The organism is Rhizobium sp. UGM030330-04, from assembly GCF_003208455.1.
GTDB classification, from domain to species: domain Bacteria; phylum Pseudomonadota; class Alphaproteobacteria; order Rhizobiales; family Rhizobiaceae; genus Agrobacterium; species Agrobacterium rhizogenes_A.
Genome location: NZ_QKML01000002.1, coordinates 40,572 through 67,411, shown reverse-complemented (window position 1 = coordinate 67,411; position 26,840 = coordinate 40,572). Strand labels below are relative to the sequence as shown.

28 protein-coding genes are annotated in these 26,840 nt (G+C 60.6%); 11 read left to right on the top strand and 17 right to left on the bottom strand.

Going from position 1 to position 26,840, the window contains the following annotated elements; translation table 11 throughout:
• Positions 1-101 precede the first annotated feature (101 nt).
• The gene (locus tag N434_RS03280) at positions 102-2,366 is read right to left on the bottom strand and encodes a methyl-accepting chemotaxis protein (RefSeq protein WP_110756052.1); all 2,265 of its coding nucleotides are present in this window, start codon (positions 2,364-2,366) and stop codon (positions 102-104) included.
• A 188-nt stretch (positions 2,367-2,554) separates the two neighbouring features.
• Between N434_RS03280 and N434_RS03275 the strand changes: the two genes are divergently transcribed.
• The 4 genes from N434_RS03275 to N434_RS03260 are packed head-to-tail and all read left to right on the top strand — an operon-like array spanning position 2,555 to position 6,023.
• Positions 2,555-3,394 carry a glycosyltransferase family 2 protein gene (locus N434_RS03275; protein WP_065116023.1) on the top strand — a complete coding sequence of 280 codons (840 nt, stop codon included), beginning with the start codon at positions 2,555-2,557 and terminating at the stop codon, positions 3,392-3,394.
• Positions 3,395-3,414: 20 nt separating this feature from the next.
• Positions 3,415-3,702 carry a lipid-A-disaccharide synthase N-terminal domain-containing protein gene (locus N434_RS03270; protein WP_065113860.1) on the top strand — a complete coding sequence of 96 codons (288 nt, stop codon included), beginning with the start codon at positions 3,415-3,417 and terminating at the stop codon, positions 3,700-3,702.
• Positions 3,677-5,185 carry an ArnT family glycosyltransferase gene (locus N434_RS03265; RefSeq protein WP_110756051.1) on the top strand — a complete coding sequence of 503 codons (1,509 nt, stop codon included), beginning with the start codon at positions 3,677-3,679 and terminating at the stop codon, positions 5,183-5,185. Before N434_RS03270 ends, N434_RS03265 begins: the two co-directional genes overlap by 26 nt.
• Entirely contained in the window at positions 5,175-6,023 is an 849-nt protein-coding gene (locus N434_RS03260) for a phosphatase PAP2 family protein (RefSeq protein ID WP_110756049.1), read from the top strand. Before N434_RS03265 ends, N434_RS03260 begins: the two co-directional genes overlap by 11 nt.
• Positions 6,024-6,266: 243 nt before the next feature.
• Here the strand turns inward: N434_RS03260 and N434_RS03255 are convergent, their stop codons facing one another.
• From N434_RS03255 to lgt, 6 genes are all read right to left on the bottom strand, one after another.
• Positions 6,267-7,199, bottom strand: coding sequence for a ribose-phosphate pyrophosphokinase (locus tag N434_RS03255; RefSeq protein ID WP_065113857.1), 933 nt, complete (start codon positions 7,197-7,199; stop codon positions 6,267-6,269).
• Between the two features lie 220 nt (positions 7,200-7,419).
• Positions 7,420-8,187: a hypothetical protein gene (locus N434_RS03250; RefSeq protein ID WP_110756047.1), complete on the bottom strand. Its 768-nt coding sequence runs from the start codon at positions 8,185-8,187 to the stop codon at positions 7,420-7,422.
• A 90-nt stretch (positions 8,188-8,277) separates the two neighbouring features.
• Entirely contained in the window at positions 8,278-9,429 is a 1,152-nt protein-coding gene (locus N434_RS03245; protein ID WP_110756045.1) for a M24 family metallopeptidase, read from the bottom strand.
• Position 9,430: 1 nt separating this feature from the next.
• Positions 9,431-10,225 (bottom strand): peptidoglycan editing factor PgeF, encoded by a 795-nt coding sequence (pgeF, locus tag N434_RS03240; RefSeq protein ID WP_065113854.1) that lies wholly within the window; start codon positions 10,223-10,225, stop codon positions 9,431-9,433.
• Between the two features lie 159 nt (positions 10,226-10,384).
• A complete protein-coding gene (locus N434_RS03235; RefSeq protein WP_110756043.1) occupies positions 10,385-11,485 on the bottom strand; it encodes a class I SAM-dependent methyltransferase in 1,101 nt (366 codons plus the stop codon).
• Positions 11,486-11,500: 15 nt separating this feature from the next.
• The gene (lgt, locus tag N434_RS03230; protein ID WP_161991746.1) at positions 11,501-12,313 is read right to left on the bottom strand and encodes a prolipoprotein diacylglyceryl transferase; all 813 of its coding nucleotides are present in this window, start codon (positions 12,311-12,313) and stop codon (positions 11,501-11,503) included.
• 307 nt (positions 12,314-12,620) lie between these two features.
• Between lgt and N434_RS03225 the strand changes: the two genes are divergently transcribed.
• From N434_RS03225 to N434_RS03210, 4 genes are all read left to right on the top strand, one after another.
• Positions 12,621-12,884, top strand: a complete 264-nt coding sequence (locus N434_RS03225; RefSeq protein WP_065113851.1) for an accessory factor UbiK family protein — start codon at positions 12,621-12,623, stop codon at positions 12,882-12,884.
• Positions 12,885-13,313: 429 nt separating this feature from the next.
• Complete coding sequence (locus N434_RS03220; protein ID WP_003522870.1) at positions 13,314-13,814, top strand: type III secretion system chaperone family protein; 501 nt, start codon at positions 13,314-13,316, stop codon at positions 13,812-13,814.
• A 2-nt stretch (positions 13,815-13,816) separates the two neighbouring features.
• On the top strand, positions 13,817-14,635 hold the full coding sequence (gene proC / locus N434_RS03215; RefSeq protein WP_110756041.1) for a pyrroline-5-carboxylate reductase: 819 nt from the start codon (positions 13,817-13,819) through the stop codon (positions 14,633-14,635).
• Positions 14,636-14,679: 44 nt separating this feature from the next.
• Positions 14,680-15,021 (top strand): tRNA-binding protein, encoded by a 342-nt coding sequence (locus N434_RS03210; protein WP_065113848.1) that lies wholly within the window; start codon positions 14,680-14,682, stop codon positions 15,019-15,021.
• A 78-nt stretch (positions 15,022-15,099) separates the two neighbouring features.
• Here N434_RS03210 and N434_RS03205 read toward each other — a convergent pair whose 3' ends face one another.
• From N434_RS03205 to N434_RS03185, 4 genes are all read right to left on the bottom strand, one after another.
• Positions 15,100-16,479 carry an ATP-binding protein gene (locus N434_RS03205; protein ID WP_110756040.1) on the bottom strand — a complete coding sequence of 460 codons (1,380 nt, stop codon included), beginning with the start codon at positions 16,477-16,479 and terminating at the stop codon, positions 15,100-15,102.
• Between the two features lie 30 nt (positions 16,480-16,509).
• On the bottom strand, positions 16,510-17,223 hold the full coding sequence (locus N434_RS03200) for a response regulator (RefSeq protein WP_065113846.1): 714 nt from the start codon (positions 17,221-17,223) through the stop codon (positions 16,510-16,512).
• Between the two features lies 1 nt (position 17,224).
• Entirely contained in the window at positions 17,225-17,752 is a 528-nt protein-coding gene (locus N434_RS03195; protein ID WP_065116022.1) for a MarR family winged helix-turn-helix transcriptional regulator, read from the bottom strand.
• A gap of 219 nt (positions 17,753-17,971) precedes the next feature.
• Positions 17,972-18,577, bottom strand: a complete 606-nt coding sequence (locus N434_RS03185; protein ID WP_110756039.1) for a DUF1236 domain-containing protein — start codon at positions 18,575-18,577, stop codon at positions 17,972-17,974.
• Positions 18,578-18,810: 233 nt separating this feature from the next.
• On the opposite strand from N434_RS03185, the gene N434_RS03180 reads away from it, so the two are divergent.
• Positions 18,811-19,455: an MBL fold metallo-hydrolase gene (locus N434_RS03180; protein ID WP_110756038.1), complete on the top strand. Its 645-nt coding sequence runs from the start codon at positions 18,811-18,813 to the stop codon at positions 19,453-19,455.
• A gap of 86 nt (positions 19,456-19,541) precedes the next feature.
• Here N434_RS03180 and N434_RS03175 read toward each other — a convergent pair whose 3' ends face one another.
• From N434_RS03175 to N434_RS03160, 4 genes are all read right to left on the bottom strand, one after another.
• Positions 19,542-19,757: a cold-shock protein gene (locus N434_RS03175; RefSeq protein ID WP_003494703.1), complete on the bottom strand. Its 216-nt coding sequence runs from the start codon at positions 19,755-19,757 to the stop codon at positions 19,542-19,544.
• Between the two features lie 445 nt (positions 19,758-20,202).
• Positions 20,203-21,105, bottom strand: coding sequence for a DMT family transporter (locus N434_RS03170; protein WP_110756036.1), 903 nt, complete (start codon positions 21,103-21,105; stop codon positions 20,203-20,205).
• Positions 21,106-21,277: 172 nt separating this feature from the next.
• Positions 21,278-21,589 (bottom strand): hypothetical protein, encoded by a 312-nt coding sequence (locus N434_RS03165; RefSeq protein WP_110756035.1) that lies wholly within the window; start codon positions 21,587-21,589, stop codon positions 21,278-21,280.
• A gap of 144 nt (positions 21,590-21,733) precedes the next feature.
• On the bottom strand, positions 21,734-22,663 hold the full coding sequence (locus N434_RS03160) for an EAL domain-containing protein (RefSeq protein WP_110756033.1): 930 nt from the start codon (positions 22,661-22,663) through the stop codon (positions 21,734-21,736).
• A gap of 211 nt (positions 22,664-22,874) precedes the next feature.
• On the opposite strand from N434_RS03160, the gene N434_RS03155 reads away from it, so the two are divergent.
• Positions 22,875-24,077, top strand: coding sequence for a pyridoxal phosphate-dependent aminotransferase (locus N434_RS03155; RefSeq protein WP_110756031.1), 1,203 nt, complete (start codon positions 22,875-22,877; stop codon positions 24,075-24,077).
• 59 nt (positions 24,078-24,136) lie between these two features.
• Here the strand turns inward: N434_RS03155 and N434_RS03150 are convergent, their stop codons facing one another.
• A complete protein-coding gene (locus N434_RS03150; protein WP_110756030.1) occupies positions 24,137-25,243 on the bottom strand; it encodes a calcium:cation antiporter in 1,107 nt (368 codons plus the stop codon).
• A 194-nt stretch (positions 25,244-25,437) separates the two neighbouring features.
• On the opposite strand from N434_RS03150, the gene N434_RS03140 reads away from it, so the two are divergent.
• A complete protein-coding gene (locus N434_RS03140) occupies positions 25,438-25,704 on the top strand; it encodes a DUF2188 domain-containing protein (RefSeq protein WP_065113839.1) in 267 nt (88 codons plus the stop codon).
• Between the two features lie 104 nt (positions 25,705-25,808).
• Here the strand turns inward: N434_RS03140 and N434_RS03135 are convergent, their stop codons facing one another.
• The gene (locus tag N434_RS03135) at positions 25,809-26,753 is read right to left on the bottom strand and encodes a LysR family transcriptional regulator (protein ID WP_065113838.1); all 945 of its coding nucleotides are present in this window, start codon (positions 26,751-26,753) and stop codon (positions 25,809-25,811) included.
• Between the last annotated feature and the right edge of the window lie 87 nt (positions 26,754-26,840).

The window sequence follows — 26,840 nt, the reverse complement described above, 5'->3', positions numbered from 1 at the left end:
TGGACCCCGGATCAAGTCCGGGGTGACGGTGTGCGGATGATGGATTTTTGTCCTTGGTCTGGGGCCGGAGATAATATCTCCGGCCTTTTTTTGTTGTTGCTTTACGCCGCGTAGCGCTGGTCCCGTTGCCGGCTGTCACCGACGGAGAATTGCCCGACCTGTTCGGTCAGCCCATCCGCCTCGCTTGCCAGCGAGAAGGCGGAGGCGGTGGTTTCCTCCACCATCGCCGCGTTCTGCTGCGTCACATGATCGAGTTCGTTGACGGAGGCATTGATCTCGCTGAGGCGGCCGGACTGTTCGCGCGATGCGGTGGCGATTTCACCGATCTGGTCGTTGACCGACTGGATGCGCTTCTGGATCTGCTCCAGGCTTTCACCGGTCTTCAGCACCAGCGCCACACCGCTTTCCACATCGCCCGCCGAGGTGGCGATCAGCGTCGTGATGTCACGCGCGGCGGCGGCGGATTTCTGCGCCAGTTCGCGAACCTCCTGCGCCACGACCGCAAAGCCCTTTCCGGCTTCACCGGCGCGCGCGGCTTCCACACCGGCATTCAGCGCCAGCAGATTGGTCTGGAAGGCGATCTGGTCGATGACGTCGATGATCTGGCGGATCTTGGACGACGAGGTTTCGATACGCTCCATGGCGACGATCGCCTCTTTCACGACGGCCGTGGACTTATGCGCATCCTGCATGGTGTCCGCCGTCGCCGCGACGGCGACGTTGCAGCGCGACAGCGAAAGATTGACGGCCTGCGTCATGTCTCCGAGTGCCGCTGCGGCTTCCTCCAGGGCTGCGGCCTGCCGTTCCGTGCGCCGCGACAGGTCTTCCGATGCGCTCTTCAGCTCGCCGGAGCCGGAGCGGATGGCGTTGGCGCTTTCGCCGATATTGGAGATCGTCGCCTCCAGCCCGGCCATGGAATTGTTGAAGTCGACGCGCAGATGATCGAGCGACGGTACGAAGGATTTTTCAATGCGAAGATCGAGCCTGCCGGCGGCCAGATTGGCAAGACCGGTCGCGAGCGCGTCGACGGCTTCTTCCAGTTCCCTGGCGCTTCTTGCCTTTTCCATTTCCCGCTGGGCGCGTTCCTCGTCCAGCTCCTCGCCCTTGCGCTGGGCTTCGGTCTCCATGCGCTGCTTGTCGAGAATGCCCTGGCGGAAGGATTCCAGCGCGCGTGCCATGGTGCCGATCTCGTCACCACGGGAAACCGCCTTGATCTCGATATCGTTCTCACCGCCGTTGAGGCGCTGCATCAGCCCGGCAAGGCCGGTCAGCGGTTTGGTGAGGCTCGCGGAAACGAAAATGCCAACAAGCGTCATGACACCGAGCACGGCAAGCGTGGCAAGCGTTGCCCAGAAGGCGAGATCGTTGGCGGCCGCGAGAACCTTGCTTTCCTGCTGGCCGATGGCCAGAAGATGCTTCTGCCCGAAGACGGAGACCGGACGATAGGCATAGAAAATATTGCCTGCAGGCGTCTGCGCCATCAAGGTTCCCGCCTCGCTTGCGCCCGCAAGGGCGGCGAGGCTTTCGGAAACGGCGGCATCCGCGCCGCCGGAGAGCACGCCGGCGCGGCGTTTGCCCTCGGCGCTCAGAAGAACGGCGTCATCGATGGTCTTGCCGGTTTCCTCAGGGGTGACGACCGCGCCGACGCGGTCGGCCGAAATGCGCATGATGACGGCGCCCTTGCGCTGGAGCTGGCCCCAGTTGGAGACGGCGAGCGGCATGCCGATCATGGCCGAGTCATCGGCGCCGTTGCTGAAGCCCGTGGTGCTGACGACGCCGTCCTTGCCGGCTTCGATACGGTCGAACAGGTCCTTGATCGCGGCGTTCTGCGGTTCCGTCACGCTGGTCAGGAAGTTCTTTCCCTTGGTGACGGTGTAAATAATGAGGCCGGTCTTGTCGATCACATAGATGTCGCTGACCCGGGTGTTGCGCCAGACGCTGGCGATGGTGGAATTGATGGTGGCGTGGCGGATGGCATAGAGCAGCCGCAATCCTTCGCCGTTGAAGGAGGCGCGCTCCTCCTCGGAGACGCCTTCGCGGCGGAACGCCTGGATGATCGCATCCTTTTCCGTCGGCACGACATTGGTCATGGTTTCCAGTGCCTGGGCGATCGCGGCATTCTGCGACAGTTCGGAAATGCTCTGTTCAACCCGCAGCGTATAGGCGTCCAGCTGCTTGGACTGGTTTCCCGCAACCGTCTCCAGCCGGATTTCGCTGGCGTCGATCAGACCGGACTTGCCTATCTCATAGGACAGGAGCCCGACGGACAGGCATGAAACCAGAGTGGCGCCCGTGACGAGCGCCGCAAATTTGGCCTTGATTGACAATGATTTAGCTTTGACAGCAGTCGGATTTACACCCGGCATCTGTTTCCTCCCCCCCAAAAAACGTGGCCGCAGCGTCGCAACAATTGTTTACGGCCACGTTAAAGGGCTGAAATTTGTATGATTATTTCCCGCATACCGTGAAAAAATCGCTGACCGGCAGGGGTGCCGTGCTCGTAATAAAACTGCAACAGAACGGGCGCATACCGTGCGAAGTTCAACGGTCGTTCATATTCATGCAAGCTTTTCGCGCTCCATCTCCTGCCACTATCGATGATGTTTGCGGAACCCGCGCAGACGGATATGACGGAGCCACCGTGAGATCTATCCCGGATTTCGCCGTTATCGTGCCCATGCACAATGAAGAAGCGAGTGTCGAAACACTCGTGGCGGAGATCGTGGCTGCGTGCCAGCCGGTCGGCCGGTTCGAGATCGTCGTGGTGGATGACGCATCCTCGGACCGCACGGCGGAGGCCGTTCTCGCGCTCGGCAACCGTTATCCCATGCTGCGGCTGGTGCGGCACGACCGCCAGGGCGGGCAATCGGCGGCAATCCACAGCGGCGTGCAGGCGGCGCGCGCGCCCGTCATCTGCATGCTGGACGGAGACGGGCAGAACCCCCCGGACAATCTGCCCGCGCTTCTTGCGCCGCTGCTCGCCGCCAATGCGCCAGGCCGGCTCGGCCTCGTGGCCGGCCAGCGCGTCGGCCGGCGCGATACGCTTGGAAAACGGCTCTCCTCGCGCTTCGCCAATGGCCTGCGGGCGCGCATCTTGAAGGACGGCACGCGGGACACCGGCTGCGGCCTCAAGGCTTTCCGTCGCGATGCCTATCTTGCCTTGCCCTATTTCGATCATCACCACCGCTATTTCCCGGCGCTGTTCAACCGCGACGGCTGGCAGGTGGCCCATGTCGATGTCACGCACCGGGCGCGGCTGCATGGCAATTCCCACTACACCAATATCGGACGCGCGCTCGTCGGCATCCACGATCTGATCGGCGTCGCCTGGCTGCTGCGCCGGCGCAAGCGGGCAAGCTGGGCCGAGACTTTCAAAACGGAGACATTGCCGTGAATGCACCGGCTTTATGGTCCATGCTGCATGTGAACAGCTGGAAGGAATTCATCTGGGTCTTGACCGGCTTCATGGGGCAGATGCTGTTCACCATGCGTTTTCTGGTTCAATGGATTTCCTCGGAGCGGGCAAACCGCTCGGTCATCCCCGTGGCCTTCTGGTATTTTTCCGTTCTCGGTGGGCTTGTGCTTTTGTCCTACGCAATCTGGCGGCGCGATCCGGTCTTCATTCTGGGTCAGGCATCCGGCCTGTTCATCTATGCCCGAAATCTCTGGTTGATCCATGCAGAACGCCGCCAGCACGCATAACGGGGCCACGTTGCCCCATGCGCAGGCGGGCGGGCAGCGGCAATGGATGACGCTGGCGCTTGCGGCCATCGTGCTGGTGACGGTGCTGCGTATCCTCGGGCTTGCCTTTAACCGCACCGATCTTTTCGTCGATGAGGCGCAATATTGGCTGTGGGGCCGCGAAATGGCTCTGGGGGCCTATTCCAAACCACCGCTGATCGGCTGGCTCATTCGCGCGGCAACCTTTCTTGGCGGCGGCGAGGGCACTTTTCAGGTGCGGCTGGCCGCACCCGTGGTGCATGGCGTCGCGGCGGCGGCCATTCTCGTTCTCGGGCGGATGATCTACGACGTCAGGCTGGCTTCGCTTGCCGCGGTCGTCTATCTGACGCTGCCCGCCGTGACGCTCGGCAGTCTGCTGATCTCGACCGATACGCCGATGATGTTGTTCATCGTGCTGTCGATGATCGCGGTGCGCAAGCTGGGGCAGGCCCGCAGCGAGGGCAGGGGGGCGATGCTCTGGAGCCTCGCGCTCGGTCTCTGTTTCGGCCTCGGCCTGATGTCGAAATATGCGATGATCTATTTTCTGCCCTGCTTCATTGCGGCCGGCTGGCTCTGCGAGGCATGGCGCATCCGGCTGCGTGACGCGGGGGTGGCGGCCCTGGTTTGTGTCGCCGTCATCGCTCCCAATCTGTGGTGGAACGCCGCGCATGATTTCATGACCGCGCGTCATACGGCAGACAATGCGAACTGGCATGGCATTCAGCTGAAGATCGGTCCTGCGCTCGAGTTTTTCTTCTCGCAGGCGGGCGTTGTCGGGCCTTTCGTCTTCGTTGCCATGATTATCGCGACAATCCGTGCGAAGAATGCTGAAACCCGGGCGCTGGTGGCGCTTTCCGTGCCGATCGTTCTTTTGATCACGGCGCAGGGGTTGATGTCGCGGGCGCTCGCCAACTGGGCGGTGGGTGCCTATGCGGCCGGTGTGCTGCTGGCGGTGCCGGTCCTGGCATCCCGACGCTGGCTGACTGTTTCCACGCTCGTTCTGGGCGGCATCGTCGCCGTCGCGCTGCCTGTCATGACGATTGCCGGGACGGAACTGCGCCTGCCGAGCGGCGAACTGGCGATGAAGCGGTATCTCGGTCGTTCCGAGCTGGTATCGACCGGCCTGTCGCGGGCACGTGAGGCGGGGGCAGATGCCATCGTTGCTTCCGACCGTTCCATACTGGCCGAGCTTTTTTATCAGCTGCGGGACGAGAAACAGGTCCTGACGCGCGCCTTGCCCGAAACGGGCGTGCCTTCCAGCCACTATGCGCTTCTTTACCCGTTGCAAGCCGGCGAAGCTGAAAATCCCCTGTTTCTGGCAAGCGCGGATGGTCTGCCGTCCTGCCTTGCCGGCGAGGCGCCGGTTGCGCGCTGGACCGCCGGACCGGGTTTCCTCGAGGGCCGGGAAATAGGGCTGTGGCGCCTGCTGCCGCAATGCATGCCGGAGGGCGCCAATGGACAATGATCTTTCCCATATGAGGATTACCATCTGGGTGACACTCGCGACATTGGCGATCGTTATCCTGTTCGCGACCTTTCCCTCTATCGACCTCCGGTTCTCCGCCCTGTTTTTTTCTCCGGTTGAGCAGCCCTGGTCCGGTCGCGAACCATTTCCCGAATGGCTGCGGGACACGCTGCGCGAAGGCACGGAGCTCGCCACTCTTCTGGCTTTTGTAGTCCTCGTCGGTAATCTGCGGCTGGGTACCCTGCAAAGAACCGGCTGGCGGGTCTGGGCCTTCCTGTGCGGGCCGGTGATCCTGTGCGCCGGGATTCTCGTCAATGGCGTGCTGAAGGCGACGATCGGCCGGGCGCGTCCGTTCAGCGTCACCGAATTTGGTGGGCAGCAGCTCTTCACGCCGCCTTTCCAGTTCAGCACGCAATGTTATTCGAACTGTTCGTTTTCTTCGGGCGAAACCGCGCTGATCGCGAGCTTCTTCCTGCCGCTTTGTGTGCTTGTCTGGCCCCGCCTGCGGTCGCGCGGCCGGTTTGTGGTGGGCACAATCGCCGCCGGAGCCGTCGTTCTCATGTCCGGTCTTCGTATCGCGGCCGGAGGACATTTCCTCAGCGATGTGGTGATGTCCGTGCTGTTTTCCGCCCTCACGACGCTGTTTCTTTACCGGGTTCTGGCAATAAGCCGCCACCGCCACCTGTTCACCGGCACTGCCGTCTCGGCCGACACGGTGAGCATTTGGCGCAACGGTCGCCATGCTGTGCTGACGCGGGTTCGGCGCTGGTGGCCGAAAATCAAGGCCGCCGCCTCCCGGCTGCAACGGCCACCGGATGCGGGTGCTGCCTCGTCTTAAGAGGACGTCGGGGCGCGGCATCAATGAGATGAAAGGCGAAGTGCGCCGGACACTCCCGTGTCATCCTCGGGCTTGTTCCGAGGATTTGCAGCCTGGTGATTCTATTCAACGCGATCATATCCCCGGCGCAGGGCCGAGGATGGCGTCGAGAATATCTGCACCGGACCTCAGGGCTGGCCGCAGCCTGCCCGGAAATTTAAACCGGACAGCGGTTGGCAGTCCCCAGGGGGATTGCTGAAGCTTTCAGTCAAACAGGCCGGAAACCGACTGTTCCTGCGCGGTGCGGTTGATCGCTTCGCCGAGCAGGCCGGCCGTGCTGACCACGCGGATATTGTGCGCGGATTGCACGCCGGTGGTCGGCTGGATGCTGTCGGTGATGACGAGTTCACGCAGCTTCGAGGAGGCCACGCGGGCAACAGCGCCGCCGGAAAGCACGCCGTGGGTGATATAGGCGGTGACGCTGGTTGCGCCCTTCTTCAGCAGTGCTTCCGCCGCATTGCAAAGCGTGCCGCCGGAATCGACGATGTCGTCGATCAGGATGCAATCCTTGCCGGCGACGTCACCGATGACGTTCATGACTTCGGATTCGCCTGGACGGTCACGACGCTTGTCGACAATGGCCAGCAGACAGTCGAGGCGCTTGGCCAGCGCGCGGGCGCGAACCACGCCGCCAACATCGGGCGAAACGACCATGACATTGTTTGTGTCGTAGTGGTCCTTCACGTCGCGGGCGAGAATGGGCGCTGCAAAGAGGTTGTCGGTCGGAATATCGAAAAAGCCCTGGATCTGGCCGGCATGGAGATCGAGGGTGAGAACGCGGTCGGCGCCGGCTTCGGTGATCAGATTGGCGACGAGCTTGGCGGAAATCGGGGTGCGGGGGCCAGCCTTGCGGTCCTGGCGGGCATATCCGAAATAGGGAAGCACCGCCGTGATACGCTTTGCCGAGGAGCGGCGCATGGCATCGATCATGATGAGCAGTTCCATCAGATGATCATTTGCCGGGAAGGACGTGGACTGGACGACGAAAACGTCCTCACCGCGTACATTTTCACCGATTTCTACGAATATTTCCTGGTCGGCAAACCGCTTTACGGTGGCATTTCCGAGAGGAACATTAAGATACTTGCAGATCGCTTCGGCAAGGTGCCGGTTCGAATTGCCTGCGAAAACCTTCATTGCGGCCGCCTGTTTCCATGCCATCGCCTTGCGCCACGGGGCTTAATCCGCCGTAACCAAGCGTCGTTCAAGGGGAGGAACATCCGGCTGAAAAGCCTTTGCCGGATACGCCTTGTTGCCATGCGCGCCTTAATAGCGCTGTTGCTTCCGATTGCAAGAGGACTCCGCGCTTTCGCAATGATTTTCGTGAAATCTCTGTGACTTCTCCCGCCGTTTCACCTCATCCCCGTTGAGTTTGCTTCCATGACGAATAGTCGTTCAGCGTTTTTGCGGCGATATCCTGCATGACCCTGTCGGTTACGGCGGCCCATGGATCGCTGCCCCTGGCCGTCACCGTTTCCTGTCCCTGAAGGCGGTGCAGCCGCACGCCATTGGCGTCCAGAATATCCCAGACGTAAACGACGTTGACCTTGCTGCCATCGGCGAAGGCGGAAAAATATCCCTTCAGGATGTTCTCGGCAGAATTGTCGTTCGAGGCGCGGATGGTCAGCCCCTTGGCCCGGGCTTCCGCACCGAGCTGCCGCGACAATGGCGTGACGGCCTGAACGGGGGCGCCGATGATCGGCAGGAAGCGGATGGTATTGCCGGAGGTGGCGGGTGCAAGCGACGCCGTCTGCTGCGAGGGCGGTGGCTGGCCGCCTGCGGGAGATGGCGCGGATGGCTGGTTCTGGCCACGCAGCGGCTCGCCATACTGGTTGCCGCTGGAAAGCGCCTGTGCCTGCGCCTGCAGGGAATTCTGCGGCGCATAGGCGGGCACGGAAGATGCGATTGCCGGGGCGCCTGCCGGCGCGCGGTCGGCGGCGGCGGCCATCTGGTCGAGATCGCCCTGCGTCACCGGCGTCGATTGCGAGGTATTGTGGCCGACATCCACCTGCGGTGTCAGCGCCTCCGTGGTGTTGCAGCCCGAGAGAGCCAGCAGCAGCGCCGGAACGACGAGAGCCGGAAAGGCAAAGGCTGGACAAGGGGAGGTAAGCCCCCTCCGGCTCATGTGACGTTTCCTCTCATGTTCCGCTCCTTCTTGCCCAAGGTGGCGGCAATGTAAGGGCGGTTTTCCCGCTCTGTCAAACCCGGCGGCGATTTAAGCTGTGAGAAGATCGAGGCCATGGCGCGACAGGGGCTCCGGAGCGCCGTCCGTGGTCAGATAGGTCTGGCCGAGCGTCATGGCGGTGCCGGAATCGGAATCCATGACGATCATGTGCACGAACAGCGTCATATCGCCTGTGATTTCCTGCGGATTGCCGGCATGGAACATCTGATGCTCCATCCAGGACGGGGAGAAACGCGCGCCCAGCGAATAACCGCAGGAGTTCAGCCGGTGGCGGGTCAGACCGCGCTCGTCCATGACGCGGGCGTGCATGTCGAAGACATCGCCGAAGGTCTTGCCCGGACGCAGCACGTCCTCGATGGCGGTGAGGTTTTGCAGGCAGGCGCTGTAAAGCTCCTTCTGGCGGAAATCCTGTTCGCCGATCACCACCGTGCGCATCATGGCCGCATGGTAATGGGCGCTGACGCCTGCCCATTCCAGCGTCAGCTGATCCCTGGTGTCGAGCTTGCGGCGGCCGGACTTGTAACGGCATAAAAGCGCGTCCGCTCCCGAACCGATGACGAACTCATTGGCGGGATAATCGCCGCCGCCAGCCAGAATCGCGCCCTGCATCGCCGCGAGAATTGCGGCTTCATCCGCGCCGGGCCTGATGAGCGGCAAAGCCGCTTCCAGCGCTTCGTCGGCCAGCTGGCCGGCCCTGCGGGCATAAGCGATCTCGGCAGGGCTTTTGACGAGCCGCAGGGTGCTGACCAGATAGGAGGCGTCGCTCATCTGGCAGAAGCTGGCAAGCTGGTTGTCCAGCAAGCGGGCGACGCGCCCCGTCATGCCGTGGGTGTCGTATTCCACCCCGACCTTTGCGCCGAGCAGATCAAGATCGCTGAGAAGATTTTTAAGATCGAGCGTCGGGTCGGCGTTGGGCCGGTCGACCCAGATGAGGATATTGTCGATGATCGAGGTATTGCGCGCCTGACGAAGATCGGCCGAACGGGTCAGCAGCGTCATGGAGCCGTCCGACTTGACCACCAGCGTCTGAAAGAAGCAGTAGCCAAAAGTATCGTAGCCGGTCAGCCAGTACATGCTTTCCTGCGCAAAAAGCAGCAGGGCGTCCAGTTTCTCTTCCGCCATTTTCGCAAGCAGCCGCTCGCGGCGGGCCTCGAATTCCGAAGGCTCGAAGTGCAGGGCCATGTCAGTCCTCCAGAATTGCGATTGCGGAAATCTGCCGGCCGTAATCCGGTTCGGCGCGGTGGGTCGTGCGGCGATAGGAATAGAAACGCTCTTCGTCCGGATAGGTGCAGAGGCCGAGGTTTTCCGCCTTCACACCGGCCCGGGTCAGGCGGTCTATTGTGAATTGCTTGAGGTCGAACAGCGCGTGTCCCTGCTTGTCCGTCGTGGCGAAATAATCCGCATAGGCCGGGTCGATATCGGTGAAGCGCGCGACATATTCCGGCCCCACCTCATAATTGCTCTGGCTGATGGAGGGGCCGAGCGAAGCGACGATGCGCTCGCGGCCGGCGCCGAGCTTCGTCATGGTCTCGATGGTGTTTTCAAGCACACCGAACAATGCGCCCTTCCAGCCGGCATGGGCCGCACCGACAACGCCCGCTTGCGGATCCGCAAACAGGATCGGGCCGCAATCGGCACTCAGCACGCCAAGCACGAAGCCCGGAGTTGCCGTCACCATCGCATCCGCCTGCGGGCGGCTGCCGTCATAGGTTTCATCGACCACGAGGACATCGGGTGAATGGATCTGATGGACGGTGGCGAGTCGCTCTGTGGACAGGCCGAACCATTGCGTCACGCGCCGCCGGTTTTCCTGCACCCGTTCCGGTTCGTCATGTGAGCCGAGGCCGACATTCAGGCCTTGATAAAGCCCCTCCGACACGCCGCCCTGCCGGGTGAAAAAGCCGTGGCGGACGCGGTTTTCGCCGAAGGCGGCGAGCAGGGGGCTCTGGATGGGGAGCGGCAGCGTTGGGTTCTGCATGGTGCGGGAGTTCCTTGGAGAATATCGCTGTTGGCCTGTGTTGTGCCAGAATTGTCGTAAGCGAGATGTTTCCTGTTGCCGCGGCGTTGCGCGGCGCTTGTCTGATGCAGTTTGCCTGCTTCGCGTTGCGGCGATGTTGGCCCAGAGGTGATTGCGCTGTCAATCCACCGCGCGAAACGGCATGAGATGAAGCGCGGGACTTGAAACGGCGACGACCTTGAAAAGTTCCCCCATCTTGCCGGCGCCTTCACCGGCGAGACGGTTGACCGCTTCCGCAATCGCAAGCGTCTGATCGGGGGTTGCCTTGGCGGCGAGTGCGCTCGCCCTCTCCTTGAGGCCGAGGCCGTAAAGAAAGTCACCCTGTCTCAGGGCGCCGTTGACGTGAACACCGGTCGCTTCGGCCGTTCTGACGAGGCTTTCGAAATCGACATGGCTGGTCAGATCGGCTTCGCCGGGATTCGCGAGCGGCGGATCGAAAGCGTGGTTGCGCATGGCCTGCAGGGTGTCGCCAAAACCGGCGACGAGGTGACCGTAATCGATCGCAAGCGCCGTGCCGCCATGGGTCGACAGGCGCTGGCAGATCGCCGTCATCACGGCTTCGCGGGCAGGGGAAATCTCGAATATGGTGCCAGGCGGCTGCCGTTCAGGCTGCGGTGGCAACAGGACCGGGTCGATGCTGGCAAGCCCGGTCGAGAACACGAGTTCGTCTTCCGCATTAAGGCTCACCACCCTTTCGCGGAAACCCTGTGGCGTCTTGACGAATTGCCGGATCGGAATGGCGTCGAAAAGCTCATTGGCGACGAGAAGCAGGAAGCCTTCCGGCACATCGTCGAAACTTTCATGCCATGTCAGCCGGTCGGCATGGTCGGCCAGCGTTTCTCTCTGGATCGTGGAAAGGCGAGGGCTGGTTTCCACCAGATGCACCCGCATCGTCTCGTAAAGCGGCGGCGCGATGCGGCGGATGACACGCAGCATATCCGACATCATGGTGCCACGACCGGGGCCGATTTCCACCAGCCGGGTTTCAGCGGGTGCGCCGTGCCGCTGCCAGGCATGGACCACGAAGACACCGAGCATCTCGCCGAAAAGCTGGCTCACCTCAGGCGCGGTGATGAAGTCACCCGAACGGCCGAAGGGTTCGCGGCTTTTGTAATAACCATGCTCAGGGTCAGCGAGGCAAAGCGAGAAATAATCGGTGACGCTGAGCGGACCGTTGAGCCGGATAAGGGATTTGATGCGTCGCGCAAGCGGTGTCGTCATGGCAGGCCATACCGCTTAGGCGCTTTTTGCCGCGCCGCGCGCGCGCAGGACCGCCCACAGACCCAGAAGGAACATCGGTGTGGAAAGCACCATGCCCATGGTCAGCCAGTTGCCGGCGAGATAACCGATCTGCGCGTCCGGCTCGCGGAAGAATTCCACGAAGATGCGTGACAGCGCATAACCGCAAACGAAGATGCCGGTGATGAGGCCGGGTGTTTTCAGCGCCCTGAGGGCATAGATGGCGATGGCCAGAATGACGACGAGCACGAGGCCTTCGAGGCCTGCCTCATAAAGCTGGCTTGGATGCCGTGCGAAAGGGCCGCCGGTGGGGAATACGACCGCCCACGGAACGTCGGCGATACGCCCCCACAATTCACCGTTGATGAAATTGGCGATGCGGCCGAACAGCAGGCCGATGGGCGCGACGGCGGCGATGATGTCGAACATGCTCCAGACCGGGATGCCGTTCTTGCGGGCGAAGAGGATCATGGCGATGGTGGTGCCGATCAGTCCGCCATGGAACGACATGCCGCCGTTCCATATCTCGATTGCCCTGATGGGATTGGCGGCGACGGCGGCAAGGTCGTAAAACAGGATATAGCCGATGCGCCCGCCGAGCACGATGCCGCCGGCGGCCCAGAGGATGAAATCGTCAAGATGCTGGGCCGAGATCGGCGACGTATCGTTTGGCCACAGGCGATCGGTGCGGGCGAGACGGCGGGCATAAAACCAGCCGAGCATGATGCCGGCAACATAGGCAATGCCATACCAGTGGATCGCCAGAGGCCCTATGGAGAGCGCAACCGGGTCAATATTGGGAAATGGCATGATGGCGAGTTGGGTGGGAGCGGCTAACAATCCGTATATTCCGTCATCGTTGCTGGGCGACAACAGAATCATCCATTGCCTTATGGGGCCGGGCGATGATGCTCACCGGTCTCCCTGACGCCAAGGAAAATGGCGATTGCCGAGGCAGCGGTCAAGGTGATTTTTCGTGATGGGATGGCGATGGCGGGCGCCACAGTGAGAGGCCGCATTTTTCGATTTCGCTTGCAAGGCGGCTGTCGAGTGCCTACCTGAAAGGCATCAACAGCAGGGAACGGGATGCTCCCTGAACCGACGAAGGAACAGCGCCATGAGCACGACAGGCACCAATCGTTTTCTGGATGAATTCGCCAAGCTGATGACCGATGCGGCCGGCGCGGCGCAGGGCGTGCGCAAGGAAGCGGAGGCGGCCTTTCACGCGCAGGCCGACCGCTGGCTGAACAGCCTGGACGTGGTGCGGCGCGAAGAATTCGACGCGGTGCGCGAAATGGCCATTCAGGCGCGTGACGAAAACGACGCGCTGCGTGCCCGCATCGAGGCCCTGGAAGCAAAGCTCTCCGCCACCAAGGACTGATTTTTTCGCGCTTTTTCCTGATGGTCCCGGATCGCCTGCGATTCCGGGACTTTTTGTTTTCAGGCGGTGCAACCTGAAATTATCTCGGGTTGCCGCCGGCCGGTCTCCAGCGCGATTTTTTTGAGGCCTGTGGACACTTCCAAAAAACACAATTGCCAGAGTCGCTTATGTATCTCGCCTGAGGTGATGGGGGAGGAGATATCCACTGCTCAAAAAGCAAAAATGGCAGCCGAGGGGTGGCAGCGGGACTCGGCCATTATACACTGATTTTAAATGATGATTCGAAACGACCTGGTAAGCTCCAGACAGGGTGAATGCGTAATTCTGTCGGTGTCGGGCAATCGTCTCAAATATTGAATCCGGTTTGTGTGTGCGTTTTGTGCCCGGCGTTCAAAACAGAACATTCCATACCGGCTGAGAAGGTGCCGCATGAGTCTGATAGAATTTGAAATCGAGCGTCAGTCCAATCCCGTGGACATGATCGAGATTGTCGCTGCGTCGAACGACTGGTCTTTCGAGCGTTCCGGCGAAGACGAGATCGCCATGACGGTGGCTGGCCACTGGGCCGATTATCACGTTTCCTTTTCGTGGATGGAAGAGTTCGAGGCGCTGCATCTGGCCTGCGCCTTCGATATCAAGGTGCCTGACCAGCGGGTCAACGAGGTCATTCGCCTGCTCTCGCAGGTCAACGGCCAGGTGCTGATGGGGCATTTCGATCTTTGGCGGCAGGAGGATGTGGTGATCTTTCGGCAGTCCCTGCTTCTGGCGGGTGGCGCGGAGCCGAACAACCAGCAGGTGGAAGTGCTGCTTTCCAGCGCGCTGGAGGCCTGCGAGCAATATTATCAGGCATTCCAGTTCGTCGTCTGGTCGGGGCTGGATGCAAAAAGTGCAATCGAAGCGGTCATGTTCGAGACCGTCGGAGAAGCGTGAAGATGGTATACAAGGCTTCCGGCCCGCTCGTCCTCGTCGGTGCCGGCAATATGGGCGGCGCCCTGCTTTCGGGCTGGCTGAAAAAGGGCGTCGCGGGATCGCAGGTGATTGTTATCGACCCGCGCCCTTCCGACGCGATGCGCATGACGATTGCCGAAGCCGGTGCGGTCCATCATGAAAGCGTGCCGGATGGTATCAAGGCCGGCATTCTTTTCGTGGCGGTGAAGCCGCAGATGATGGAAGCCGTGTTGCCGTCCCTCAAGCCGCTCCTGGGAGCGGATACCGTCGTCGTCTCGATTGCGGCCGGCACCACCATCGCTACGTTCGTTTCCTGTTTCGGCGCGGTTGCCGCCGTGCGGGCCATGCCCAACACGCCGGCCATGGTAGGGCGCGGTGTGACGGGAGCCTATGCCAATGAACTGGTCACCCCGGAACTTAGAGCCGTGGTGGACGGGCTGCTGAAGGTCAGTGGTCCGGTCGAATGGGTGGAAACCGAAAACGATATCGATGCCGTGACCGCGGTTTCGGGCAGTGGCCCGGCCTATGTCTTTTATCTCGTGGAATGCATGGCGGAAGCGGGCCGCAAGGCTGGTCTGCCGGCGGATGTGGCCATGCGCCTGGCGCGCGAGACAGTGGCGGGGGCGGGCGAGCTGCTGCACCAGTCCTCCGATGAGGCGGCGCGGCTGCGCCAGAACGTGACCTCGCCGGGCGGCACGACGGCGGCGGCGCTTTCGGTGCTGATGGCTGACGACGGTATGCAGCCGCTGTTCGACAAGGCGGTTGCGGCGGCAAAAAAACGCGCCGAAGAGCTTGCCGGTTGAAGGGTGGGCAGGGTTGAAGCATTGCGGGTAAGCGGGAGCAGGGCATGAGCGGTGAAATTTCCTACGCCGATTTCGAGAAGGTCGATATTCGCGTTGGCACGATCGTCGAGGCGGAACCCTTTCCCGAAGCCCGCAAGCCGGCAATCAAGGTGAAGATCGATTTCGGGCCTGACATCGGCATCAAGAAATCTTCGGCACAGATTACGGTGCATTATACGCCGGAAAGCCTTGTCGGCCGGCAGGTGCTGGGTGTGGTGAATTTTCCGCCGCGCCAGATCGGCCCGTTCCGCTCGGAGGTCCTGACGCTGGGTTTTGCCGACAGCAACGGCGATATCGTGCTTGCCGCCGTCGAACGACCGGTGCCGAACGGCGAGAAAATGTGCTGATACAGCACCATGGCCGCTCGATCTCTCAGGTTGAGCACGAGACCCCGAACTCTTCACTACAGTTTTCTGCCCGGTGTTTTACGCCGGAATTTTGACGATTACCCTCAAACCGCCTAACGGGCTGTCATCCAGAGACACGTCGCCACCGTGGCCGCGGGCAATGTCGCGGACGATGGAGAGCCCGAGACCTGTGCCCGAGGCGTTGAGGTTGCGCGCCTCGTCCAGCCGGAAGAATGGTTTGAAGACATCCTCGCGGGAGGTTTCCGGAATACCCGGGCCGTCATCATCGAATGTCATGATGATGGAGCGCGGCGCCTTGCGGATATCGACATGCAGATTGCTGGCGTAACGCCTGGCATTCTCCGCCAGATTGGCGACGAGGCGTGAAAGGGCATTTGGTCGTGCGATGATCCTGTCGACATTATAGAGTTCGTAGCTGAATTTTTTGCCGTGAAGCTCGAAATCATGGCCGATCTTTTCCAGAAGTACCGGAAGCTCCAGCGTACCGACATCCTCCTCGACATCGGTGCGGGCAAAGGTCAGATAGGCCTCAAGCATCGACTGCATGTCCTCGACATCCTTGTCCAGTCCTTCGAGGTCCGGATTGTCGCCTGCCAGAGCCAGTTGCAGCTTGAAACGGGTGAGGATGGTGCGCAGGTCGTGGCTGACGCCGTTCAGCATGGCGGTGCGCTGTTCCATCTGCCGTTCAATGCGTTCGCGCATCAGGATGAAGGCAAGGCCCGCCCGCCGGACTTCATCGGCGCCACGTGGGGAATAGGCGCTGATCTTCTGACCCTTGCCGAAATTTTCAGCCGCCTTGGCAAGCGCTTCGATGGGCTTGATCTGTCCGCGCAGGAAGAGGATGGAAATGGCAATCAGCACCAGCGATGCGCCGACCATCCAGACAAGGAAGATATGCGTGTTGGAGGCATAGGCGGCGCTGCGGCGGGTAAAGACGCGCAGCGTCTTGTCTTCCAGCTGGATACGGATTTCGACCAGCGAACCGTTACCGTAGGTGTCGATCCAGAACGGTCTGCCGATCTGCTGCGTCAACTGGTCGGCCAGAATCCGGTCGAGGATTGAAAACAGCGGTTCCGGCCTGGGGGCGGGCAGGTCCGTTTTGGGCTCGATATAGACGCTGAGATCCAGCTTGTCGCGGGCAATGCGAATGACACGCTGGTAATCGTCTTCTTCGGGGTCGGTTTGCAGCAGTTCGATGATGGCGGCGATATCGCGGGTCACCGCGGCGGAAAGGCGTTCCGTCACCAGCTGCCAGTGGCGCTCCATGAAGACGGCGGCAACCACGGCCTGAAGCAGGATCATCGGCAAGATGATGATCAGCAGGGAGCGGGTATAAAGGCCGGTGGGCAGCCAGTGGCGCAGCCATCTGCCGGATGTGCGCCAGGCTCTCACTATGGCGCTTTTTCTGACCGTGCTGAGAAAATCGAGGCTCGCCATGCCGTCAGCCCGCCTTTCGTTTGGTGCCTGTCAGTCCACGCTCAGCCGGTAGCCGATGCCGCGCACGGTTTGCAGATAGACCGGATTGGCAGGGTCGTCCTCGATCTTGCGGCGAAGACGGTTGATCTGCACGTCGATGGTTCTTTCGCCCACTTCCGATTCCGCCTCGACCAGCTCGTGCCGCGGAATGGTGTCGCCGGCGCGGAGCGCAAACAGCAGCATGATCTCCTGTTCGCGGTCCGTCAGGCGGATCGTTTCGGGGCCGCGCCGCAATTCCTTCTTGGGAATGGAGAAGCTGTAGGGGCCGAACATGATCTGTTCGATCTTGGGCGTATCCGGCGAGGTGTTGCGCCGCAGGATATTGTTGATGCGCAGGACAAGTTCGCGCGGATCAAAGGGCTTGGCGAGATAGTCATCCGCGCCGGCCTCCAGACCTGCAATGCGGGAATCCGCTTCCGAGCGGGCGGTCAGAAGAATGACCGGCACGGATTTGTCCTCGTTCAGCGACCGTGTGAGAGAAAGTCCGTTTTCCCCCGGCATCATCACGTCGAGAATGAGGAGGTCGAACCGGATACCGACCATCTTGCGGCGCGCTTCGGCCGCATCGGCGGCAACGGAGATGCGATAACCCTTGTCGCCCAGGAAGCGCTGCAGAAGATCGCGGATGCGTGCATCGTCGTCGACGATCAGGAGATGTGCGGCGTCGTCATCCGCTGGGGGGCGCTTTGTCGTTGCTGTCGCCATGTCAGTCACCTTCGCCGGTTGCCGGGCTGCGCATCTGCGCCAGGAATTTGCGCACGCAGGCGCGGGCGTCGGGTCCTAGCCCTTCCAGCGCCCGGTCGATACGGCGCGATTGCGGCTCGCTCAGTGCGAGCGCCAGTTCGCGGCCCGTCAGTGTCGGATAGAGCCTGCGCTGGCGGCGGTCTTCTGGGCCGGCCATCTGGCGGATATAACCGTCGTCGATCAGCTGCTTGAGCACGCGGGCAAGGCTCTGTTTGGTGATTTGCAGCGTGTCGAGCAGATCCGCCACCGTCATTCCGGGCTGCCGGCTGACGAAATAGACCACCCGGTGATGCGCGCGGCCATATTCCAGCTTCGACAGGATAACGTCGGGATCGGAGACGAAATCGCGATAGGCGAAAAACAGCGCCTCGATCGTATCGAAGTCGATCTTGCCGTCGTCAACCTTCGGGAGTGCCGGTATCTGTCGGGCGGCGGCGGTTTTGAGCGATTGCGGTGGCACTGCGGTTCCTTCATATTCTGCGGCTGACATGCGTCGATGCGCCAATATTCTGTAAACATAGCCGAAAATGCGTCCGCTCGGGAGAATGCCGCCGATCATTTTCTGTTGCGGTGGATAATATGCTGCGGGGGCGGGTGCAACTGGAATCCTGAGCGGCATTTACCGGAAATAGAAAAGAGCGCGGGGAAGCCCGCGCTCTTTTCTCTTTTCATGCTGTCGGTCCCGGTCAGTCGGATGACCGCCGGATGTTTACTGATAGACGTAGACGATCCGGTGGGTTGACGGTTCGACCAGAACCGGCACGTCGTTCACCCTTGTATAACGATACTGATAATCGGGGATTTCCACGAGGCGGGTATCGCGCGGCAAAGTGCTGCCTACGGCAATATCGCCGTCATAGGTAATGGTTTCGGCCGGATGTTCATCCATATAGGTAATGACAGCGTCCGGCGGGGTGATGTCGACATCACCGACGCGGCCGAGGTTCTGGTCACCGGGATTTGGTTCCGCCTGCACGCTTGCCGTCTTTTCATAGGTCACGACCGGCACGCTGAGTTCCGTGCGGCGCTCTTCCAGAATGACCGGCGAACCTTCGTACATGACATTCAGATAATCGGCATGGGCCCAGCCGCGCATGCCGTTGACCTCGATGCGGCACCAGCTGCTGCCTTCCATGCAGCCATCCAGCACGGCATTGCTGCCCCGCGTTGCCAGACCCAGCTCGGGATAGTCTTCACCGGGGCCCGAGCGAACGGAAATGTCCGATGCGGTGGTGGCGACCATGGCGGCGTTTGCGTAACCGGCCATCAAGGCGAAGGCGCCGCCAGCCATGAGCATTTTAAGCGTCTTGTCCATGTGTCTCACTCCTTTCAAGACTGGAGCTACAACGCCACAGGCACGGGGGCGTTCCACATTTTTTCGGCGGCGATGCCCGTCCGCCATGGTGCTTTCCCAAATATCCAATTGAATTTTATCGTTATTTTTTGAGGTGGCCGCAGGGCTGAAAAGCGCGGATGGTCCTCCGCCATTGTGCGGAAACCGGCTGCAGGCTATAGGAGGCGGAATTTGTCAGACAGGGAGATACGGACATGGGAAAGTTGCAGGCGGGCATTATTCCGGTCACGCCGTTCGAGCAGAATTGCACCGTTCTCTTCGATCAGGATACCAAGGAAGGCGTCGTCGTTGATCCCGGCGGGGATGTCGATGTCATTCTCCAGGTGGTTGCCGAAAACGGCATAACGCTGAAAGAAATCTGGCTGACGCACGGGCATCTCGACCATGCCGGCGGCGCGGACGAACTGCGTGCGAAACTCTCCTTGCCGGTCATCGGGCCGCATGAGGATGACCGGCCTCTGCTGGAGAGGATCGAGGTGCAGGCGGAGAAATACGGCATCAGCGGCCTGAAGAATGTGGTGCCTGATACATGGTTGAAGGACGGCGACAAGGTTTCCTTTGGAGACCACGTCTTCGAGGTCTATCATTGCCCGGGCCATGCGCCCGGTCACGTCATATATTACAATCGTGACCAGAACTTCGCCCATGTCGGCGACGTTCTGTTTTCGGGATCGGTGGGGCGCACGGACCTGCCGGGCGGAAACCACGAGCAATTGATGGCGTCCATTCGCGACAAGCTCCTGCCGCTGGGTGACGATGTCGGTTTCATCTGCGGCCATGGCCCGGGTGGACGGCTGGGTGAGGAACGGCTCACCAACCCCTATCTCAAGGGGCTCTGAGTGTCGGCCCATTGAGGCCCGCAGGACGCACAAAAAAACCCGGCATTCCTGCCGGGCTTCAACTAGAAAAGAAAGCCGTTTTAGGGTCAGCCAGCAATCTGCAGATTGACTGCCTTCGGGCCCTTGCCGCGACGATCCGGTTCCGTGTCGAAGCTCACTTTCTGATTTTCTGAAAGTCCGGACAGGCCAGAAGCCTGTACAGCAGAGATGTGAACAAAGATATCAGCGCCACCATTGTCTGGCTTGATGAAGCCGAAGCCTTTGTCTGTATTGAAGAATTTTACGGTGCCAGTTTCGGCCATGCATCAGGTCCTTTTCGCTCTGCCCGCGTTCAGCTACAGGCAGCATTACAGTTTTGCCCCGCGAGGGCGTTGGCAGGCAGTTCTTGACTATTGAGAAAATGGACCTTCGCAGCAGGAAGTAATGGCGTTCTCATCCAACGTTTTTCGTCCCACCGCCCAGGGTTTATAGCGTCCCCGGTGCGCAAATTTATAGGCCTTCCCATGCTCGCAAATTGCCCGAACCGCGGTAGAGTGATGCGTTTATCGAAAATTGGCAAGCAAAAGTTTTCACGGGCTTTTTGTCAGATAAAAAACCTGCGGTAGAATTACGACGTGGGATCGCATATTTTTTCCGCATAAACGATAATTGATGAAATAATTGCCGGTTGCGGCGGGTGTTGCCGGCAAAATTTTGAACGCTAAACCGTGTTTTTCCGAAGATGGAGAAAAAACGGTTCTTTTCGCGTCACGCCGTTCCGGCCACGGTTTTTTGCCGCTTGCGGGTCAGTTCAGGCACGAGTTCCACAATCAATATGGCGACGAATATGATCAGGCAGCCGACATAGCCTGCGTTTGAAATGGTTTCCTGCAGAAAGATCGAGGCCAGCAATGCGCCGAAAAGCGCCTCCGAGGACAGGAATATCGCCGCCTGCGGCGCCGTGGTGTAGCGCTGGCCGATGACCTGCAGAACAAAGGCGAGGCCGGAGGAAACGAGGCCGACATAAAGGATTTCCGCCAGTGACGCCTCGATGGACGCCATGCTGATGGGTTCGAAGAAGACGCCGATCATGCAACTAAGAAGGGAGCAAACCGCAAACTGTGTGCAGGAAAGCGCGAGCGGCCGCCCGCTTTCGGAGACGAAACGCCCCGCCAGCGTGATCTGGATTGCCCAGAAGAAGGCGCAGATGATGCTGAGAATATCCCCCTGTGTCAGTGCTTCGAATGCGCCACCGGACAGGAGGAATATGCCACCCAGCATCATCAGGGCGCAGGGCCAGACGATCCAGTGCGGATGGCGACGATAAAGGACGACGGCGATGACAGGCACGAAGATGACGTAGAGCCCGGTCAGGAAGCTGGAATTGGTGACGGTGGTGGTCAAAAGCCCGACCTGCTGGGTGGTGGCGCCACCGAACAGGGCAAGCCCAACGAGGATGAAGCTGCCGATTTCCTTGCGGCGCGGCGGTGACTTTTTCGACCGGGTTTCGAGCATCGCGAAGGGCAGCACGGCGATTGCGGCGATGGCAAAACGCAGGCCGACGAACCAGAACGGGCCGATCGAGGCCATGGCGGAGGATTGCGCGACAAAGCCGCCGCCCCAGATTGCTGCGGCGAGAAGAAGCAGCATATTGGCCTGAATACGCGTCATGATAGGCACCAGCACAGCAGGGGCCGGAGGATCATTCGAGCACGGCCTTGGCAATTCGGGGATTTTTTGAAATGTCGATCCGACGTTTTCCCGGATGCTTTAGCAGCAAGCTGCTGGTGCCGCAAGTCGGCGAAAGACGGTGGCCGGCAGGCATCGGCTGTCGGGCAACGGCCTATTTGTAGCGGCGGGCCTCATCCTTGAGGCTTCGCCGGGTGAGCGTGAGGCCGCCTATGCCGAGACCGATGAAGGCCGCGGCCGAAAGGATGATGAGCAGCAGCATGTGGCCGCCCGCCCGCGATGTCGCTGCTTGCGGGATTGCGGCGGTGTGCAGCGTATCGACGGCCTGCGTTGCCGCGTTGGCGGATGTCGCGATACCAGCGGCCATGGTGACGATGACAAGAAAGGCAGCCACTGCCATCCAGAGGGAAAACAGCGTTCTCTGCGCCCTTAACCTTTCAACGGAAGTCCGGTCGTTGGTAAACATGGCGATCGCCTCTTGTCCCTGCTCCTGAAGGATAAAAGGCTTCGAAATGGACGGCTTGGCGACCGAATTCTGGCGTTCCGCGGTATTTATTGCGGCAATATTGTGGCAGTGGTTACTGCGGAGCCTGCTTCGCCGGGAATGGCCTCAAAGACCTCGTTTTCCGAAGGTCCGGGTCTGGCGCAGGGGGTGGGGGTCGGCGGGGCGCTCTTCCCGGAAAAATGGCGGTATCGTGCCTGGCCTGTCGGTTCGCGGTGGGGCGTTGAAATAGGCGCTGCCGAGTTCGGGAAAGCGCGCGTCGAAACTTGTGGGGGCGAGTTCGGGCTTGGCCAGAACGTAGCCCTGCATCAGCAGGACGCCGAGTTCTTCGCACAGATCGACCTGCCAGCCCGTCTCCAGCCCTTCGAATACCGGCTCTATTCCATCCTCGCGGAACTGGCGGACGATGACGCGCAGAAGGGCGGCACCTGCCGAATTCTGCATAAAATCGCGTACCCAGGCTGCTTCGAATTTCACATAATCCGGCTTGATGAGCTTTACCCGGTCGATGTCGGAATCACCGGCGCCATAATCGTCCAGCGCCACACGAAAGCCGATGTCGTGCATGTGGTAGGCGAAGTCGGCGACGATCTGCGTGTCGGATGCCTTTTTTTCCGAGATTTCGCAGACGATGCGCTCCGCCGTCATGCCGGCCTCGTGGGCGGCAAGCCGCATACGCTCCACTTCCTGCCGCATCTTGGCCGGTGTCTGGAACAGGCCCGGATGGAAGTTGACGAAGATGCGGGCGCGGGAACGGTTGAGCCTGCCGGTGTTGAGAATATGGATCGTGCGCAGGATGCTATCGATGTTTTCGATGTCTTCCGACGCCACCAGCGAGAAGAATTCACCGGGGGTCACCGGTTCGCCATTGCGATGGGGCCGCACCAGACCCTCGAAGGAATCGATATCGAGCGCGCCGCTTGCCGTTCGCCGGAAGATGGGTTGCAGGGCCGATTTCAGGTTGAAGGTTTGATAGGCCGTGGACCATGTGCCATCGACCTCGCGGACAAGACTGGAAAAGATGCTTTTGGGCGCCATTTTTCAACCAGCTATAGAGATACGACCCCTAGGCTCGCGAATGTAGCGTATCAAGCGTTACTTCCGGGTTAAGGAAGACTTAAATTCTCCGCTGCTGCACATAAGCCGGCTTTTGACCTTGAAAGAAGGCCTGTCTTTCGACATAGAAAGTGCCGCAGAAGACAAGTTTTCCAGCCTCTGCTGATGTCAACCCCAATAGGACCGATTAAAAATGGCCTTCCTTGCCGACATTCTCTCCCGCGTAAAGCCATCCGCCACCATCGCCGTTACCCAGAAAGCCCGTGAGCTGAAAGCGCAGGGCCGCGATGTGATCAGCCTTGGCGCCGGCGAGCCGGATTTCGATACGCCCGACAACATCAAGGAAGCGGCCATCGACGCGATCAAACGCGGCGAGACCAAATACACCCCCATTTCCGGCATTCCGGAACTGCGCAAGGCGATTGCCGACAAGTTCAAGCGTGAAAACGGCCTGGACTACAAGCCGGAACAGACGATCGTCGGCACCGGCGGCAAGCAGATCCTCTTCAACGCTTTCATGGCCACGCTGAACCCGGGTGATGAAGTCGTTATCCCGGCGCCTTACTGGGTCAGCTATCCGGAAATGGTGGCGATCTGCGGCGGCACGCCGGTTTTTGTCGACGCCACGCTGGAAGACAATTTCAAACTGAAGCCGGAAGCGCTGGAAAAGGCGATCACGCCGAAGACCAAGTGGTTCGTCTTCAACTCGCCGTCCAACCCCTCGGGTGCCGCCTATTCGCATGACGAGCTGAAGGCGCTGACGGACGTGCTGGTCAAGCACCCGCATGTCTGGGTGCTGACGGACGACATGTATGAGCACCTGACCTATGGCGATTTCAAATTCGTCACCCCGGTCGAAGTCGAGCCTGCGCTTTATGACCGCACGCTGACGATGAACGGCGTTTCCAAGGCCTATGCCATGACCGGCTGGCGTATCGGTTATGCTGCCGGCCCGCTGCCGCTGATCAAGGCCATGGACATGATTCAGGGCCAGCAGACGTCGGGTGCAAGCTCGATCGCGCAATGGGCCGCTGTCGAAGCCCTGAACGGCACGCAGGATTTCATTCCGACGAACAAGAAAATCTTCGAAGGCCGCCGCGACCTCGTCGTTTCCATGCTCAACCAGGCCAAGGGCATCAGCTGCCCGGCTCCGGAAGGTGCGTTCTACGTCTATCCGTCCTGCGCCGGCCTGATCGGCAAGACCGCGCCTTCGGGCAAGGTCATCGAAACGGATGCGGATTTCGTCTCCGAGCTTCTGGAAGCCGAAGGCGTTGCCGTCGTGCAGGGATCGGCTTTCGGCCTTGGCCCGAACTTCCGCATTTCCTACGCTACGTCGGAAGCGCTTCTGGAAGAAGCCTGCAAGCGCATTCAGCGTTTCTGCGCCGATTGCCGCTGATCGGCCTGCGATCTTGAACGAGGAAGCCCGGCAGCGATGCCGGGCTTTTTTCATTTCGGCTAAAGCCCCAGAAACAGCAGCATGATGAAGGTGGCGAAGAGAATGAAATGCGTCATTCCCTCGATTGCGTTGGTCTCACCGTCATTGAGGTTGATGGCTGCGGCAATGAGGGTGATGAAGACCATGACGGTCTGAACCGGCGTCATCGCCATGATGAAGGGCTGGCCGGTATAGAGCGCGATACCCTCCATGACAGGCACGGTCAGGATCACCGTCGAGAGCGATGCGCCCATGGCGATATTGACCACGGCCTGCATGCGGTTGCGCAAGGCGGACCGGAGCGCGGTGAGGATTTCCGGCGATGCCGAGATCGTCGCCACCACCACCGCCATCAGCGCCGGCGGTGCGCTCGTGCCCTCGAGGCTTCCGCTGAGGAAGGCCGACATGAATTCCGCCAGTACACCGATCAGCACCACACCGGCGATGATGAGGCCGATGGAGAGCGACACGCTGCCCTCGTCCTCCTCTTCCGCATGGCTGTCAGACGGCTGACCGGCCGGATGTGCCTTGCGGGGATAGGCGTAGCTGAAGAAATAGCTGTGCGGGCCGACCTGCATTTTGAGGAAAAGCGCATATAGCGCGATCATCGCGACGATGGTGAAGGCGGAATAGACGTGCCAGCTCTGTTGCGGAATGAATTCCGGCACGATCATCGATATGCCCATCGCCGTCAGGATCATCACGCCGTAGGTCTTGCCGGAATCGTCATTATAGGGCTGCTCGCCGTGGCGAAGGCCGCCGAGAAGCGCCGCAAGACCGAGAATGCCGTTGATGTCGATCATCACGGCGGAATAGATCGTATCGCGCACCAGCGTGGGCGAACTGGATTCACTCATGATGATGGCGAGGATCAGCACTTCCACGGCGACCGCCGAGAGCGTCAGGATCATGGTGCCATAGGGATCGCCGACCTTGGCGGCGAGAATCTCGGCATGATGGGCAACCCGCATCGAGACGAGAACGATAAGCCCGATGAGCACGACCGCGGCGACGAGTGCCGCCGTTTTTCCGGCTTCGAATATTGCATGCTCGGCCAAGTAGGCGACGATTGCCGCCGGTATCGCGAGCAGCAGCATCCGCTCCTGTTTCAGAATAGAACCCGCCATTGATTTCCCTTCCCCTGTCAGTCGCAGGCTGTGACGTATCGTCCTCCAGATCAAGCAGGATTTGCGCTTGAATGCTTTTGGTAGGATAGTGATGTCGCAGGACATGCTGCTCATGCCGCGGTGTCCCCGTCGGGTGCAATGCTTGAAGCGCGGTTGTGGTTGCCATGTCGCCTACCGAAACAGGAGGAACATGCATGACCAAAGTGGTGTATGAAATCGTCGAACATGACGGGGGCTTCGCTTACCGCATGAATGGCGCCTATTCCGAAACCTTCCCTTCCTATGCCGATGCCGTCGAAGCCGCACGCATCGTTGCCGCCGAACAGCAGGTGGGTGGCGATGACGAGGAAATCAGCTATCAGGACGAGCGCGGCCAATGGCACGAGGAATATAGCCAGGGCGGTGACCGGCCGGAAGCCGAGGTGGTGGACAAGACTTCGCAGCAGGCCGAACCGTTTTGACGGGAAGGTTGGAAATTCCCGGTGAAAACGGTATGGCCCTCCCTGTCCCGCCGGTTTGCTCTGCGCGATTGCGCGCGGCCGCGTGATCCAATGTCCGGACAGTCTCAGCGCCGCTGCGGCGGGGCGTTCGGGTCGGTTTCCTTGAGATGGGCTTTCAGGCCTTCGACCAGGGCGCTGAAAACGGCGCGACATCGCGGTGAGGTCTTGAGATTTTCATGCATCGCCACCCATGTGTGCAGCGGAATGTCGATTTTCGGAAGAACCTGCACCAGCCGCGGGTCCTTGCGCGCCAGGCCGATCTGACAGACGCCGATGCCGGCGCTGGCGCGGATCATGGCAAGCTGGGCGAGATTGCTGTCGGCGCGGATTTCGAAGCAGATGTCTTCAACATCAGGTATTTCCGGATCCAGGGCGCGCATCCGCTGGATGGCAGCCCTGATGAACGGCGTCTTGCGGTCGAAACCGACCATCCGGTGCCCGTTCAGTTCCTCCATGACCTTTGGGATGCCGGCTTTCGCCAGATAATCGCGTGTCGCATGAAAGCCCAGACGGAAATTGCCGATGTAGCGCATGACAATCGCATCCTGCTGCGGTTCGGTCATGCGGATGGCGATATCGGCTTCGCGCCGCAGCAGGTCTTCCAGCGTATCGGACAGCGAAAGCTCTATTTCGAGCCGCGGGTGCACGTCCTGCAGTGTCGCGATGATGGGCGGAAGCATTTCCACGCCAATGATATCAGACGCGCTGATGCGCACCGTGCCTTCGATCTTGCCGACCTCGCCGGAGGCCGCGCGCATGAGGGCGGCGGCCGTTGCCGCCAGATTTTCCGCATAGGGCCGGAGCGCAAGCGCTGCTTCCGTCGGCATCAGCCCGTGCGGTGAGCGGATGAACAGCGGAAAGCCGACGGCCTCTTCCAGCGCGCCGATATGGCGTCCCGCGGTCGGTTGGGTGATGCCCAGTTCACGCGCGGCGGCGGACAGCGAGCCGTCACGCAGAACGCTGAGGAAGGTGCGGTAAAAATCCCAACTGACATCCCGGCTTTTGATCATAAATTTTTGTATATCTGATCCACTCATTTCGACAATTTCGTATATCGCAGGACGGGACGATACTCCAGTCAGAAAAGGAGTTTCGGT

What these genes read in the sequence shown, in the direction of transcription:
- N434_RS03255 (WP_065113857.1), bottom strand. Translation starts at nt 7,199, where the DNA reads ATGAAGGTTTTCGCAGGCAATTCGAACCGGCACCTTGCCGAAGCGATC.
- N434_RS03225 (WP_065113851.1), top strand. Translation starts at nt 12,621, where the DNA reads ATGAGCACGACAGGCACCAATCGTTTTCTGGATGAATTCGCCAAGCTG.
- N434_RS03205 (WP_110756040.1), bottom strand. Translation starts at nt 16,479, where the DNA reads ATGGCGAGCCTCGATTTTCTCAGCACGGTCAGAAAAAGCGCCATAGTG.
- N434_RS03150 (WP_110756030.1), bottom strand. Translation starts at nt 25,243, where the DNA reads ATGGCGGGTTCTATTCTGAAACAGGAGCGGATGCTGCTGCTCGCGATA.
- N434_RS03195 (WP_065116022.1), bottom strand. Translation starts at nt 17,752, where the DNA reads ATGTCAGCCGCAGAATATGAAGGAACCGCAGTGCCACCGCAATCGCTC.
- N434_RS03180 (WP_110756038.1), top strand. Translation starts at nt 18,811, where the DNA reads ATGGGAAAGTTGCAGGCGGGCATTATTCCGGTCACGCCGTTCGAGCAG.
- N434_RS03250 (WP_110756047.1), bottom strand. Translation starts at nt 8,187, where the DNA reads ATGAGCCGGAGGGGGCTTACCTCCCCTTGTCCAGCCTTTGCCTTTCCG.
- N434_RS03270 (WP_065113860.1), top strand. Translation starts at nt 3,415, where the DNA reads ATGCTGCATGTGAACAGCTGGAAGGAATTCATCTGGGTCTTGACCGGC.
- N434_RS03220 (WP_003522870.1), top strand. Translation starts at nt 13,314, where the DNA reads ATGAGTCTGATAGAATTTGAAATCGAGCGTCAGTCCAATCCCGTGGAC.
- N434_RS03175 (WP_003494703.1), bottom strand. Translation starts at nt 19,757, where the DNA reads ATGGCCGAAACTGGCACCGTAAAATTCTTCAATACAGACAAAGGCTTC.
- N434_RS03235 (WP_110756043.1), bottom strand. Translation starts at nt 11,485, where the DNA reads ATGACGACACCGCTTGCGCGACGCATCAAATCCCTTATCCGGCTCAAC.
- lgt (WP_161991746.1), bottom strand. Translation starts at nt 12,313, where the DNA reads ATGCCATTTCCCAATATTGACCCGGTTGCGCTCTCCATAGGGCCTCTG.
- N434_RS03155 (WP_110756031.1), top strand. Translation starts at nt 22,875, where the DNA reads ATGGCCTTCCTTGCCGACATTCTCTCCCGCGTAAAGCCATCCGCCACC.
- N434_RS03265 (WP_110756051.1), top strand. Translation starts at nt 3,677, where the DNA reads ATGCAGAACGCCGCCAGCACGCATAACGGGGCCACGTTGCCCCATGCG.
- N434_RS03140 (WP_065113839.1), top strand. Translation starts at nt 25,438, where the DNA reads ATGACCAAAGTGGTGTATGAAATCGTCGAACATGACGGGGGCTTCGCT.
- N434_RS03185 (WP_110756039.1), bottom strand. Translation starts at nt 18,577, where the DNA reads ATGGACAAGACGCTTAAAATGCTCATGGCTGGCGGCGCCTTCGCCTTG.
- N434_RS03165 (WP_110756035.1), bottom strand. Translation starts at nt 21,589, where the DNA reads ATGTTTACCAACGACCGGACTTCCGTTGAAAGGTTAAGGGCGCAGAGA.
- N434_RS03210 (WP_065113848.1), top strand. Translation starts at nt 14,680, where the DNA reads ATGAGCGGTGAAATTTCCTACGCCGATTTCGAGAAGGTCGATATTCGC.
- N434_RS03280 (WP_110756052.1), bottom strand. Translation starts at nt 2,366, where the DNA reads ATGCCGGGTGTAAATCCGACTGCTGTCAAAGCTAAATCATTGTCAATC.
- N434_RS03200 (WP_065113846.1), bottom strand. Translation starts at nt 17,223, where the DNA reads ATGGCGACAGCAACGACAAAGCGCCCCCCAGCGGATGACGACGCCGCA.
- N434_RS03135 (WP_065113838.1), bottom strand. Translation starts at nt 26,753, where the DNA reads ATGATCAAAAGCCGGGATGTCAGTTGGGATTTTTACCGCACCTTCCTC.
- pgeF (WP_065113854.1), bottom strand. Translation starts at nt 10,225, where the DNA reads ATGCAGAACCCAACGCTGCCGCTCCCCATCCAGAGCCCCCTGCTCGCC.
- N434_RS03245 (WP_110756045.1), bottom strand. Translation starts at nt 9,429, where the DNA reads ATGGCCCTGCACTTCGAGCCTTCGGAATTCGAGGCCCGCCGCGAGCGG.
- N434_RS03170 (WP_110756036.1), bottom strand. Translation starts at nt 21,105, where the DNA reads ATGACGCGTATTCAGGCCAATATGCTGCTTCTTCTCGCCGCAGCAATC.
- N434_RS03260 (WP_110756049.1), top strand. Translation starts at nt 5,175, where the DNA reads ATGGACAATGATCTTTCCCATATGAGGATTACCATCTGGGTGACACTC.
- proC (WP_110756041.1), top strand. Translation starts at nt 13,817, where the DNA reads ATGGTATACAAGGCTTCCGGCCCGCTCGTCCTCGTCGGTGCCGGCAAT.
- N434_RS03160 (WP_110756033.1), bottom strand. Translation starts at nt 22,663, where the DNA reads ATGGCGCCCAAAAGCATCTTTTCCAGTCTTGTCCGCGAGGTCGATGGC.